Origin of the sequence: Paenibacillus sp. Soil522 (genome assembly GCF_001428245.1) — a bacterium.
Lineage (GTDB): Bacteria > Bacillota > Bacilli > Paenibacillales > Paenibacillaceae > Pristimantibacillus.
In genome coordinates this window covers 82,051-95,804 of record NZ_LMRV01000001.1, presented here as the reverse complement: position 1 = coordinate 95,804, position 13,754 = coordinate 82,051, and the positions used below count along the sequence as shown (strand labels likewise).

The window sequence follows — 13,754 nt, the reverse complement described above, 5'->3', positions numbered from 1 at the left end:
TTGTAGTCTATTTCACAATCTCTTTGACTACAACCCAAGTGCCTTCCGCCTTGACGACCTTGACAGTACGATTCGTATCAACGAATTCGCCGGATGTGACCACGTCAATGCGGTTATCGCCGATCAGAATGGTTCCTGCCGGGCGAAGCGGTGTAATCGTAATCCCTTCCAGCCCCAGCAGAGAATCCTTAACATCCGCTGACAAGTAGCCTTGCTCCGTTGTCAGTTTATCGCGCAAAATGAATTTGTTCCATATTCCTCTAGTTTTGTTCATTCTTACGAATATGGCAATCAGGATGATTGCTGCAACTAGCGCTATGACAATCGAAATGAATGCCGTCATCGGATCAGATGCCGCCGTGACGACTCCGCTTATTAACGATGCACTGCCGAGAATGCCCAAAATGCCGAAGCTCGGAACGAATACCTCGACAATAAGCAAGGCAATTCCAATGATAAACAAGACGACCGATTCCATTCCGGCAAATCCGGCCACGTAATGACCAAAGAAATATAAGCCGAACGATAATATGCCTACGATGCCTGGCGCTCCAAAGCCCGGAACAAGCATTTCGATGACGATGCCAGCTATGCCAAGGATAAGCAGCACGGTCATTACGACCGGGTTCACGAGCCATCTGGCTGCATTCTCGGCAAGGGATGGAGCCACCTCAATCTTTGTGCGCCCTTCTAAGCCCAGCCACTTAAGCACCTCGTCAACTGATTCAGCCGTATGCTCGGAATAGCCGACTTTTTCGGCTTCGCTGGCAGTCAAGGTAAGAATTTCGCTTTTCAGTTTGTCTCTTCCGATCTTATCCTTCAATTCCAAGGTCACATTGGGATCAACCATAGCTGCCGCGATGTTTTTATCACGGCCTTGCAATGCGGCTGACTCGCTCATCTCAGAAGTCCAGAACGAGACTGTCTTCGGATTATCCACTAAAGTGCCCGAGCCGTCGACGACTGCTGCGGCACCGATCGTGCTACCAGGCTGCATCACGATGTTATCCGCATTTAATGCGATGTATGTGCCGGCCGATACCGCTTTCCCCTCAATAAACGCCGTTGTCGGAATTTTATTTTCCCGGATAAAATGACCGATTTGCTCCGCGTTCACCACTTTTCCGCCAAGCGTATTTATGACGAGAATTACATGCTCAGCTCTCGCTTCTTCAGCCTCTTCAAGGGCTCTCTCTAAAAAGGATTGAAGACCAGATTCAACCGTTTGTTTTACGGGAATGACGTATACGGCCGGGCCGGTATCGTTCACAGCCTTCGCTTGCTCCATTGGAACGCCGAACAAGCCTGCAAGCGTCACCAGTAATATTGCTGCTAGCAATACAATAGGAGTGGCGGACAATCTTCTTCGTCTTCGGTTCATGTGCAAGAAGGTTCCTCCTTTTTTAGTTATGTTCCCTTTTACGTAGAAGAAGTCAAAATGTTTCAATGCGGTTTTCAATATTATACCATTTACGCCATTTACGAACAAAAAAACACCCCGGTTAAAGGGTGTTTTGTGAGTCCGAATGTTTAGTTAGTTAAGATGCTGCTGTACGAGCTGATTTACTAGTTTACCGTCAGCGCGACCTTTTGTTTTGGGCAAAAGGGCACTCATAACTTTTCCCATATCAGCTTTGGAAGAAGCACCGAGTTCATGGATGGTCTGCGTTACGATCTCTTGAATCTCTTCTTCAGTCAGCTGTTCGGGAAGGTATTGACTAATAATTTCAATTTCGACCTCAAGACCCGCTACTAAATCATCACGGCCGGCTTTTTTAAATTCTTGGAGGGAATCTTTACGTTGTTTGATTTCGCGACTCAATATATCAAGCACTTCATTATCGTCCAGCGGACGCTTGAGATCGATTTCCAAGTTTTTCACTGACGCGCGCATCATACGAATTACGGAAAGCTTAAACTTGTCCTGATTCTTCATGGCTTGCTTCATATCGTCGGTCAATCTTTCGCTCAGGTTCATTATGGAAGGATCCTCCTAAAACTTTCTCTTGCGCGCAGCCTCAGACTTTTTCTTGCGCTTTACACTTGGCTTTTCATAATGCTTGCGTTTTTTCACCTCAGCTAGAACTCCATCTTTAGCGATGGAACGTTTAAAGCGGCGAAGAGCAGCATCAATAGTTTCGTTTTTGCGAACTTTAGTTTCAGACACCAGTTTTCCCTCCCTCCGAAACAGACCGTCCAGAGCTATAACACGGTTTATCAAATTTCATTATAAGTCAAACCAAAAGGCAGTGTCAACTTTGGATATCTGTTAATAGCGGTGAAAGTTTTATTCCCCCAAGCAAATGGATATGCAGGTGGTAAACGAGCTGACCTCCGTCGGCATTAACATTGTTGACCAGACGATACCCGGACTCCGCAATACCTTGTTCTTTGGCAATGTGGCGAGCTGCCGCGAACAGCTCGGCTACAACCTGCGCATCTTCATCCGTGACGTCGTTCATCGTAGGTATATGTTTCTTCGGAATGATGAGAATATGTACCGGAGCAGCTGGCTGTATGTCGTGAAATGCGACAATTCTATCGTTCTCGAAAACTTTCTTCGATGGAATCGCGCCTTCAATTATTTTGCAAAATATACAGTCCATATGATTCACCCCCTGTTCAATAACCTTCTCTTATCATAACGAATATTTCAGTGCTCGTCCAATCGAAAAAGCAGCAGGGAAAGGATCGCCTGTTTTTCTAGGCAGCAAGCTTTGCCGGTTGTTCCAGCATCATTTTCTGAAGCTTCGCAACAAGCTGAGTCCAATCGAGCCCGCTGGACAAACGGATAATGGCGCTGCGGTTATCGCCTATATTCGTATTGAAACCTTTCATAATACCGGACATCGCTTCAAACGAGCTTTTTAGCGCAAGAATGTAAGCACGCTCAGCTTCGCTCAAAGGTCCTTCGTAGCGTCCGATTGTTTGCAAGCCATTCTCAACATCGCTTAAGTAAGTTAACGGCAAATGCGAATCCAATGTTTCAGGCTCGGCGGATATACCTGCTGCTTCAGCTGTTAGCTCAGCCAAAGCGCGTCCGTCTGCCGCCAGCTTGCCTGCATCAAATTTCAAAACAAGCCTTTCCTCCATGCTTTTGCTTTGAAGCAAGGAATCAAGCTGCGGGATCATCGCATCCAAAAATTGACGTGACTCTGCGGCTGCCTCGTAGATCCCTTGGCCTTTTACAAATTTTTGTTCCTGTTTATGCTGTAATAATTGCGAGTACAAAAATACATTGCCGATTAAGCTGAACACGAGAATAACGAGTGTAATCGGCAGCGCGATTGAGCGTTTGCCTATTTGCTGCTGTTCCAACTTCGCAGCCTCCTTTTTATACTTTGTCCGTTTTCGTTAACTGCACCGCTTGTCCGCCGTCAAAGAAAAAGACGTGACATTCACCCACTTTGCGCCCTAGCACGGACTCGATCGCTTCTGCGTACAGCTCCAGCTGAAAGCGATGACGCTCTGCCGCTTCCGCCCATTGCTGCTTATAGATCCGATCCGTCTTATAATCGAGCAATACGACGCCCGCCGAATCCTCGAACAAGCAATCGATAACGCCCTGAATGAATATCGGCTCCTGCGAAAGCGATTCGTCTGAACCCGGATACACGCGGCTGGCTGGAAACATGCAGCTAAACGGCACCTCTCTTCGCACCCAGCCTGCGCTTAGCAGCCGCTGCCCAAGCTGGCTTGTGAAAAATGCGGCGACCGCTGGCAGATCAATCGCTTCCGACTGCTTAGCCGTCAATAGGCGGCGCTCGATCATCCCATCCAGCGTTATCCTGAGCGCCGCTTCATCTACAGGCCCGGACAGGGAAACATGCTGCATAAGCAAGTGATTGACCGAGCCTTTCTCTGCGGCGGTAAGCGACTTCTCCTCCATAAAGGCGGGACGCCGCAAACGGAAAGTATACGGGGCTGACGGCACAACGAAGGAATCCCCATGATGCTCAGAACCAACTGCTCTATCCATCTGCTCCGCCAAAGGAACCGCATCCTCCAGCGCTTCCGATTGCAGTCTTTTCATTTCCGTTACCGATGTTTTGGCCGCAAGCGCTGCTGCCGCCTGATGCGGATACTGCCACTCCAGCCGGGCTCGCAGCTGTTCGTCCTCCTCGATGTGCTCCAGGAGCGAAAGCGCGGCTACCGCCTGCAGCCTTTCTTCCTTGTCCGCATCGTGCTGATCCGCCGCATCTGCCGCAGCAGCAGCCTCCGTACCGAACAAGGCGGCTGAAACGATGCCTGCTTGCCACGGCGGAGCATTGTCTTCCATCTGCTGTCGCTCTGCGATTTGCTTCGCTGCGAGCGGCCCAAGCCAATCGATAAAGGAGCGTGCGGCAGCGACCCGGAAATCCGGCATCCTGCCGTGCTCAGGGGCGGAAGCAAGCCAGCGCCTCAGCTTTGCATCGGCATCCGATACCGTTGCGATAAGAAACATTTTCTCTTTCGGCCTAGTCAAGGCAACGTATAAAATACGCATTTCTTCGGCCAGCATCTCCTTGCGCATTGCTCGGCGAATCGCCAAATAAGGAAGCGTAGGGTAACTGATGCGGAGCGTCGGGTCGACAAAGCGAGGACCGAAGCCAAGCTCCTTATGCTTAAGGAACGCGCTTCGCACATCCTGTTGATTAAATAGCTTGCCTAAGCCGGCAACGAATACAACCGGAAACTCAAGGCCCTTACTTTTATGAATGGACATAATACGCACGACATCCTCTTGTTCACCAAGAGCTCTTGCCGTTCCTAAGTCGCCGCCGCTTTCGCGCATGCGTTCGATAAATCGCAAGAAACGGAACAAGCCGCGGAACGATGTCGCCTCGTACTGCCTTGCCCGGTCATGCAGCGCGCGCAAATTGGCTTGTCGCTGCGTTCCGCCCGGCAAGCCGCCTACAAAATCATAGTAGCCGGTCTCGCGGTAGATTTCCCAAAGCAAATTCGCAAGCGAGCCCTGCCTTGCCTCCTCGCGCCAACGGTCCAAGCTGTCCAAAAACATCGAAAGCTTCCTGCGGGTTTCCTCTTCAACAAACAAATCTCCAGCCGCATGCAGCACCGCGTCGTAATACGATGATTGGGCCGATTGGATGCGTATACGGGCAAGCTCCTCCGCATTGAGCCCAAATAAAGGAGACCGCAGAGCAGCGGCCAGCGGGATATCCTGATACGGATTATCGATGATGCGAAGCAATGAAAGCATCGTCTCTACTTCCGTCGCGTCAAAGTACCCGCTGCTGAGCTCTGCGTAAGCCGGAATGCCGTTCCCCTGCAGCTCCTCGATCATAAGAGGCGCCCACTGCTGCGTCGCGCGCAGCAAAATGACCACATCTCTCCACAGCATCCTACGGCTTTCGCGCCGCTTCCCGTCATAGACCTGAAAGCCGCTGTCGATTAGCGACTTCAGCTGCTGCGCGATCCATCGCGCCTCCAGCTGCGCTGCCTTGAGCTCGGAGGCCGACTCTCCCTGAGCAGCGCTTTCCCCTAGCTCTCCATCCTCGGCTATTTCGGATGACTCCGCATTTTCGCTGGCTGCCGCTTCTTCCTCTTCTATATCGCCTTTGTTCAAAATGCCAAACTCGACTTGACAGCGACCAGCCGGCACCGCGTCAGGATAGGATGCTCCGCATACAAGCTCTGCGCGTTCGTCATAGTCCATATCTGCGACATTCTCACGCATAATGGCGCGAAACACGGCATTAACCCCATCGACAACTTCTGAACGGCTGCGGAAGTTTCGCGCCAGATCAATGCGTAAAGCTTTCGGCGCATCCGCGTCTAACTTTTTGTCCGCATCATGACGGGAGAGATAGGCTTTATATTTTTGCAAAAACAGCTTCGGCTCGGCGAGCCGGAAGCCGTATATACTCTGTTTGACATCGCCAACCATAAAGCGGTTCCCTGTGCTTGAACGCTCGATTAAGGAGACGATGGCCTCCTGCACCATATTCGTATCCTGATATTCATCCAATAGGATCTCATCGAATTGCTGCTGGAATTCAGTAGCTGCAACCGAAGGAGACATACGATCCGGCGTGGATGCCGGATCACGCAATATACGTAAGCAATAATGCTCCAAATCGCCGAAATCAAGCAAGCCTTTCGCGCGTTTCGCCGCTTCGTAGCCATGTCCAAACTCAATGACAAGCTCAGCAAGTGCCCGCATCAGCGGCGCTAACTCCTGAAGCTCCTCCAGAAACTGCCCGGCGGTCCGCCCAAACAGCTCCTCCGCAAGCGACGTGATCAGCTTCTTCGCTTGATCGCGCAGCTCCTTCGCCTGCTCCTGCAGCAACTTATCATATTCATCGCCTCGCATCGCCTTCAGCTTTCCGAAGTGAATCGCTTGAAAGGACTCAATCCACGTTTCCCAGGGCATCGTTTGAATCATTTCCGCAAGACTGCTTATGAGCTGCAAGTCCTCATCGAAAGTTGCTGCATAAGGCGCAGGGCCAGCCGGCTGCCGCGTCAGCTCCAGCGCTTGATGAAGCAGCGATCCCGCTCCATCCAAGGCAAGCTGAATGTCGCTCGTCAGACTGACAACCCATTCACTGTTTTGCAGGGCAGTCACATCGGCGACATCAAAGGCTTCCGCCGTCTGCCGCAGCCAATGCTCGGGCCAAGGATGGCTTTGCGCAAAATCGTACAATTGCTGAACAAGCCGGTATAGCGGCTCATCGCCACGTTCGCCGCCATAGCGGTCGGCTAATCGGAGGAATGCGCCGTCGTCGCCAGCCCCTTCATACTTTTGTTCGAAAAGCTGATCGAGCACATCGAGACGCATAAGCTCGCTCTCTGTCTCGTTCGCGATCCGAAAGCCCGGATCGAGCCCGATAAGCGGATAATAACGCCTGATGACATCCAGGCAAAAGGAGTGCAGCGTTGTAATGGATGCCCGGTTCATCAATGCCAGCTGGCGGCGCAAATGCTCGGAATCCGGCTGACGTTCCAGCTCGAGCTCCAGTGCGAGCCGGATCCGATCCTTCATCTCGGCTGCGGCGGCCTTTGTAAAGGTCGCCACGAGCAGGCGATCGACGTCGGTGTGAGCCGATATTTTACGAATAATTCGTTCTACGAGGACTGCCGTTTTGCCGGAGCCTGCCGCAGCAGCTACGAGGATGTTCGAGCCGCTTGATACGATGGCGTCCCACTGGTCATCGGTCCATGTGCTATTTTCCGGCTTCGGGGAATCCTTTGCAGTGTGCATCATCCATTACTCCCTCTCCAGCTGCTGCCATATGTCTTCCTTAGAAGGCTTGATCAGCTTCCTATACTCATTTCCTTCGAACAGCGCGTCGAACTGACAGACCGCTTTGTAATCGCAATATTGACAAGGCGTCTTCGTTCCCATGCGGTAAGGCTCTATGGATACCTCGCCCGCTTGAATCGAGCTTCCGATCCGGCTGATCGTAGTTCTGACGCTGTGCCTCAGCACATCCCACTGTTCATTCGTGACCACCGAAGAGCTGCTGTAAAAACTTCCGTCACGCTTAAGGGCAACAGGAAGCAGCTCCGAAAAACCGGTTTCCAATTCATCGTCCATAAGCCTTACCGTTACCGGATCGGCGGTTACAAGTCCGCGCATTTTGTAACGCTTCAGCAGCCGGCCGTTAACCTCTGAAGGACTTATGCTGTTGGTCAGCGCGAGCAGCGGATTATGAACATGAAAATAAAGTACGCCGGAAGGAGATGCAGGCTGTCCCAGCCATGCGGGAGCATGCGTAACGAGAACGTCGAGATAGGTCAGCATTTGCAGCGAGAGCCCGTATGCAACCTCTTCAAGCCGGAGCTGAGTTGAGCTCGACTTGTAATCGAGCACGCGCAGCAACAGCCCCTCCTCCGTCTCCGCAGCATCGACGCGGTCGATTCTGCCGATAATCTCCATTTCCCCGCCATTTTCAAGCGGAATGCGCAGGGAAGGCAGCGTGCTGTCCGGACCAAAACCCACTTCTGTCCCGACAGGGTGAAACTGTGCTCTTCGTGCGTGCTCACCCAGCATAAGCGCCGCTTGTCCGACAATCTCCTTCAGCTTACGGGCGATATATTGAAAGCGGCTGCTGCTTAATAAAATTTGAGATTGGAGCTTAGGAGCCAGCTCGTCTACCGTTTGCGAGGCGATAACCTTCAGCTCCCCTTCCGGCACCTTGCCCCATCGCCCGCCAAGCCCTGTTGCTATTCGGCTTAAAGCCGCGTGGAACAGCTGTCCCACATCGGGAGCGTCCAGTCGATAAAGCTTTCTCTCCTTTAGCCTAAGCCCATGGATCACAAAATGCTGGAACGGACAGGATACGAACCGCTCCATACGCGATACGCTGACTTGTAAACGCGCTCCATACAGCTGCCTTGCCGTATCCTTAGAAAGAAATTGCTCCCGGTTCACATAAGTCAAAGAGCCCGTTAAACGCTGAAGCTTATGCTGCCATTCCGGCCTTACTGCAAACCAGTTATACATATCCCACCAAAAAGGGGCGATTGCCTCTCCCTGCTGCCACTTACGAATAGCCGCAATCAAATAAGAGAGCGTTCGCTGCGGGTTATAAACGAACATCCTTTGTTCCAAGACCGGCAAGCTTGGCGAAGGCTCAGCCGCAACGCTTTGAACCGGAATGCCGGGAAAGAGCTGGCGGACATGCCTTACAATCTCAGACGGAAGCAAGCTTTTTCCTTCTTCATCCGCCTGGGCCCAGCTTAGCCACAAATGCCGGCTTGGCGTGGTCAATGCGTTATATATCATGAAGCGCTCATCGAGCAAGCGGCGCCGCACCCCTGGTGCCATGGCTATTCCATCCTCTGCGAGCCGTTCACGCTCCGGCTCGGTAAGAATGCCGTCCTCCTTCACGCGCATCGGCATGATGCCGTCGTTGGCGCCAAGCACGTAACATACCAGTATATGCCCGGACCTGGTCCTGTCCATGCTCCCGATCAGCACTTGATCCAGCGCCGGTGGAACGGCGGCAAGCTTCAAGCTGTCGAGCCCGGCTTCGACCATGCCCCCAAACAGCTCCGGCGATACCGTTTGCTGTCCTGCAAGCTCAACCAATTGGTCCAGCAGCTGCATGACGCTGTCCCACAGCTGCCGGTGACTTCTGGCACGCTGCGTTCTGCCTGCCTGGGTATCCTGAATGCCCCAGCGCTCCAGACGGTCTGCCGCGTCCGAATGATCGAGCAGGCGATATAAAGCTTCGCACATCTCTTGGACGTTATTCGCTTTCTTCAGCGCTTCACCGAAGCGGCGGAGCGGCGGCACGACAGCTTCTCTGGCGGAAAGCACGATATCAAGCTCCCGCTGCGCCTTGTCGCTGATTTTCGTCTCCATCTCCGCATCGTCATCAAGCGAGACGGGGACTAACGGAAGCCAGCGCTTCTTATCGAGCCATTTCCAGCCGTCAATGCCTGCCGCCAGCGCAAAATTTTCCAGCAAATCGAACCATTCCCGCAGCAGGCTGCCATCCATAGGGAACAGCATTTCCGTTTTGACGCAGCGGAACACCGCATCATACCGCCAGCCGAAAAGTACCGTTTCGAGTGCGGATCGGATAAATTCAATTAGCGGATGGTGGACAGCCTTCTCTTTCTGGTCGACAAAATAAGGGATGCCGTAATCAGCAAATACAAGCCCGATATAGTCGGTATAATCCTCACTATTGCGTACCATAACGGCGATATCCCGCCAGCGGAGCTCCTCGTGCTGCGCCCTGCGGACGATATCACGCGCGACAGCTTCAACCTCGGCGCGACGGTTCGCGGCAGCATGCAGCGACACCCCGCAGCGCGAATCCTCAGAATCAAGCAAGGATCTGTCCGCTGTCAGCATCGGAATCCGCTCGCTATAATGGCTCTCAAGATGCGCAAGCATCAGATTGTTTCGAAATCGGACCGGTGGAGCAGTTCCGAGTATCGTAGGCTCAGCAACGTCTACATTGTATTTGACTGCAATCTCCATCAGCTTGTTGTACGTTTCTGCGGTCGGATGAAACAGCTCTAGCTCATGCGGCAGTTCTCCTAATCCGTAAGGCCGATTAAGCGTTAGCGTGACCGTCACCTGCGCTGAAGAGGCCATTAAAGCCCCTAATGCCTCATATTCGGTTGGAGTAAAGCCATAAAAGCCGTCTACCCATATTTGCGCGCCGTGCATCGCCGAAGCATCCGGGAGCCCGTTTTGCAAATAACGCAAATAATCCTCGGCGTCGATGTACATGCCCGCGAGTTCCTGCTCCATCTGACTATAAATAAGCTGTAAATCATGCAGCTTGCGCTTTAATAACGTGGAATGGCCCGATCCTTTCTCCGCAGCTTCCTGTTTATCCTGCAGCTGCTCCGAATCCATTCCGTACCGCTTCCATTCCGTTAACAGCTCCGCAAGTCTATCAATGAATCCAGGCTGCTCTGCGCCGCTCTGAAACAGCTCCAGCTGCGGGCCTAACCGATGAACGATCTTATAGAGAAGCATATGCTTCCCCGTATCCCCGATCGGAACGAGCGCCGTACCGCCTGTCTCCTGCATAACCCGGAAGGCCAGACGCCGGAAGCTAAGCGCCTGTGCCCTGATCGTGCCATTTAATCCGCCGTTCTGAAGCAGAGCATATTCAGTCTGAAAGGTAGCCTGCTCCGGTACGAGCATGACTAGCGGCGGCCCATCCGGTTGAACACGCAGCTGCTCCCTTATTTCATGCAAGCAATAGGATGTTTTACCGGTTCCCGAACGCCCGATGACAAAGCGAAGCGACATGTGCAACTCTCCCGTCTTTTCGTTAGATCACGACTATTTGCTTCTTACTTCAAAAATCGCGAATTTCAAGTAATGGCCTTCGTTTACGCCAAGCAGCTGCGGATGATCCTTGCCCGCAGCGCGCCATTCGACTAAACGGAGAAGCTTGCCGGCATCCGCGGCCGCTTCTTGAATCGTCTCCAGAAACAATTCAGGCCGCATATGATACGAGCAGCTTGCCGTTACAAGGTAACCTCCCTCATTGACGAGCTTTAGTCCCTGCAAATTAATATCTTTATAGCCGCGGCATGCGCCCGGTACTGCGCTCTTCGTCTTGGCAAAGGCCGGCGGATCAAGAATGACGACATCCCATGTCCGCCCCGCTGCGCTCTCCAGTTTTTTGGAGGTGTCGACGCCGCCGAGGCCGCGCTGCTTTCGCTCATCAATGCCCTTTACCTGCGTGCGCAAATAATCGAAAGCGTCAGCTACCACAAATTCGACACGGTCTGAAAAACCGTTGCGCAGGGCGTTGCGCTTCGCCGTTGCAATGGCGTGCTCCGAGACATCGAGGCAGGTGACCTTCTTGGCGCCGTATTTGCATGCATGCAGGGTAAAGCTGCCTGTATGCGCAAAACATTCGAGCACGGTTGCGCCGTCCCAGTAAGGAAAAGTTACGATTTTTCCGTTCGCATTAACCGGAACGAGGTTCGCTGAATCCGCTGCCTTGTACGCGGTATTTGCTACTGCAACAGCAGAGCCTGACTCCGCTGCTTCGCGATCTGCCAGATGAATGCCGCTGCGTCCGCCCCAGCCGGTCATTAACGGCGCAATTGCAGCGCGATTTTCGCGTTGATCGAAAAAATAGCCTGTTTTCTGGCCTTCTACGATATCAACCTCCAGCTTTAATCCGTTTTCCTCGATTACGAGAATAGACGGGCAGTCGCCATAAAGTGCGCCGGTCCGCTCCTCCAAGCCTTCCAGCACACGAACGCTTACATCGCTGCGCTCATAAATGCCCTGCGGCTGGAATACGTCAATCAGCGCTTTGAGCAAGACTTCCCTTCTCACGTCCATCCCAAGCGTCAAAAGCTGCAGCACCAGCACGTTATTGAAACGGTCTACGACAAGACCGGGCAGGAAATCTGCCTCTCCGTAAACGAGACGGCAATCGGCGTCATTAACGAAGCGCCGGCGATGCTCCTGGCATTGACGAAGGCGATCGCGGAAAAAGTCTGCATCCATTTCAGCGATGGGCTCGTATGAAACCACTCTTACCGTAATTTGCGACTTCGGGTTCCAATAGCCCGTAGCCAAATAACGTCCTTGATGGGTTACGATATCTACCAAATCACCAGGCTGCGCTTCACCCTCCAGTCGGTCGATTTCGGTTGCATAGACCCAAGGATGTCCTTGCTCCAGCCTTTTCTTTCTAGCCTTTTGAAGATATATTTTCGGATTGCTCACGTTTTCTCTCTTCCCTTCATTGAACTTGCTTGTCATGCTTGTCTTATTTGCGGCATATGTATACTACGAAACGAACCGCTCATTAACGTATAAGGAGACCGTCCAATGGTTCATATGATTCTCATTCCTATGCTGCTCGGCTTCGCTGTTTTCATGTGCGGCATGAAGCTGATGGAGCTTGCGCTGCATCGATTGGCGGGTCCCTATTTGACCCGTATTCTGGAGCGTTCAACCAGAACGCCTATCCACGGGCTGGCAATCGGCACGGTTACGACTGCTTTTCTGCAAAGCAGCACAGCCGTAACGGTTATTGCCATCGGAATGGTCAATGCCGGTTTGCTGACATTCCCGCGCACGTTAGGAATCATACTCGGCACAAATATCGGCACCTGTATAACGACAGAGATCATCGGTTTAAATTTAAATAAGCTTGCCGTTCCTCTGCTAATCGTATCGATAGGATTATGGCTGCCTACTGCATTGCTTGGCGAAATGCGTCTTTTCCCGGCCATACGCGGCGCGCGCTGGCTTGATTCGCTACGCTCATGCTCGGTTGTGCTGTGCGGCTTCGCTTTGCTTCTGACCGGTATGACCATGATGCAGGGAGTAGGGCCTGCTGTGCAGGAGAGCCCGATGTTCAGCTGGTTTCTAGACAAAGCAGACGACAGCCTGTGGTGGGGACTTGCGGCTGGCGCTGTCCTTACCGCTGCTGTTCATAGCAGCGCTGCCGTTATAGGTATCATCATGGGCTTCGTATCCATCGGCGCAATGCCGGTCGAGCTTGGAATCGCCGTCGTGCTCGGCGCGAATATCGGCACCTGCGCAACCGCCTTGCTGGCCTCGATTGGCGGAACGAAAGCCGGTCAATATGTCGCATGGTCCCATGTCGTTCTGAACGCAGGCGGGGCATTGCTGTTTATGCCATTCATCGGTGAGCTGTCGACATTATCGGAGTGGATCTCCGCGTCTGCTGCCGGACAAATCGCCCATACGCAAACGATTTTCAACATTTTAAGCTCGCTGCTTGCTCTGCCCTTCTGCTACCTCCGGACATTCCGGAGGCTGGACCCTGTGACTTAGCAGATCTATTCCGTTTGCAGCCCTAACAGATGAAATGCTCCTGCAACGATGCGGTGATTGTTATCGTATCCGGACTGCTTTTGGCGCTTCCATGCCTCCTGCGGATCAAACCAATCGACGCCGCGGATTTCTTCCACCTGTGCCTGCAAGGAGCCGCCTACTGCCTCCACTAAATAATAGTGAACCTCTTTATCTACCGTACCTAATGATTCATGCTCATATTTATATTTAATTTGGTCAATCGGAGCAATGATGACCCCTTCAAGACCTGTCTCTTCGACAATTTCCCGCAAAGCGGTTTGTTCGATCGTTTCGCCGGCTTCCATTTTCCCTTTTGGCAGCGATACTTTTCCGTAACGATCCTGAATGAGCTGAATTTGCAGCTTTCCTTCCTCGGTCCGGCGATAAACGACACCGCCTGCTGAAATTTCCTTCATGTCCGTTTTCCCCCTTGCAGCGTTAAATGTTTGTATATGCAGCAAAGGATTCCTCCATCTTTTCCGTAAAA

The 13,754-nt window shown here is 52.4% G+C and carries 10 protein-coding genes; 1 reads left to right on the top strand and 9 read right to left on the bottom strand.

Annotated elements, in window-relative coordinates; all coding sequences use genetic code 11:
• Window positions 1-7: 7 nt before the first annotated feature.
• The 8 genes from ASG81_RS00450 to ASG81_RS00415 all read right to left on the bottom strand — a co-directional run bounded on the left by ASG81_RS00450 (window position 8) and on the right by ASG81_RS00415 (window position 12,166).
• On the bottom strand, window positions 8-1,381 hold the full coding sequence (locus ASG81_RS00450) for an NfeD family protein (RefSeq protein ID WP_056627489.1): 1,374 nt from the start codon (window positions 1,379-1,381) through the stop codon (window positions 8-10).
• 153 nt (window positions 1,382-1,534) lie between these two features.
• Window positions 1,535-1,978: a GatB/YqeY domain-containing protein gene (locus ASG81_RS00445; RefSeq protein WP_056627487.1), complete on the bottom strand. Its 444-nt coding sequence runs from the start codon at window positions 1,976-1,978 to the stop codon at window positions 1,535-1,537.
• Window positions 1,979-1,993: 15 nt separating this feature from the next.
• Entirely contained in the window at window positions 1,994-2,167 is a 174-nt protein-coding gene (gene rpsU, locus ASG81_RS00440; RefSeq protein WP_005547957.1) for a 30S ribosomal protein S21, read from the bottom strand.
• An 85-nt stretch (window positions 2,168-2,252) separates the two neighbouring features.
• The gene (locus tag ASG81_RS00435) at window positions 2,253-2,606 is read right to left on the bottom strand and encodes a histidine triad nucleotide-binding protein (RefSeq protein WP_056627484.1); all 354 of its coding nucleotides are present in this window, start codon (window positions 2,604-2,606) and stop codon (window positions 2,253-2,255) included.
• A 97-nt stretch (window positions 2,607-2,703) separates the two neighbouring features.
• Window positions 2,704-3,318 carry a hypothetical protein gene (locus tag ASG81_RS00430; RefSeq protein ID WP_056627479.1) on the bottom strand — a complete coding sequence of 205 codons (615 nt, stop codon included), beginning with the start codon at window positions 3,316-3,318 and terminating at the stop codon, window positions 2,704-2,706.
• Between the two features lie 16 nt (window positions 3,319-3,334).
• Entirely contained in the window at window positions 3,335-7,204 is a 3,870-nt protein-coding gene (gene addA, locus ASG81_RS00425; RefSeq protein ID WP_081417038.1) for a helicase-exonuclease AddAB subunit AddA, read from the bottom strand.
• A gap of 3 nt (window positions 7,205-7,207) precedes the next feature.
• Entirely contained in the window at window positions 7,208-10,723 is a 3,516-nt protein-coding gene (gene addB, locus ASG81_RS00420; protein WP_056627476.1) for a helicase-exonuclease AddAB subunit AddB, read from the bottom strand.
• A gap of 33 nt (window positions 10,724-10,756) precedes the next feature.
• Window positions 10,757-12,166, bottom strand: coding sequence for a class I SAM-dependent rRNA methyltransferase (locus ASG81_RS00415; RefSeq protein ID WP_442952792.1), 1,410 nt, complete (start codon window positions 12,164-12,166; stop codon window positions 10,757-10,759).
• 105 nt (window positions 12,167-12,271) lie between these two features.
• On the opposite strand from ASG81_RS00415, the gene ASG81_RS00410 reads away from it, so the two are divergent.
• Window positions 12,272-13,246, top strand: coding sequence for a Na/Pi cotransporter family protein (locus ASG81_RS00410; protein WP_056627471.1), 975 nt, complete (start codon window positions 12,272-12,274; stop codon window positions 13,244-13,246).
• Window positions 13,247-13,251: 5 nt separating this feature from the next.
• On the opposite strand, the gene ASG81_RS00405 is transcribed toward ASG81_RS00410, so the two are convergent.
• A complete protein-coding gene (locus tag ASG81_RS00405; protein ID WP_056627468.1) occupies window positions 13,252-13,683 on the bottom strand; it encodes an NUDIX hydrolase in 432 nt (143 codons plus the stop codon).
• Window positions 13,684-13,754: the final 71 nt, after the last annotated feature.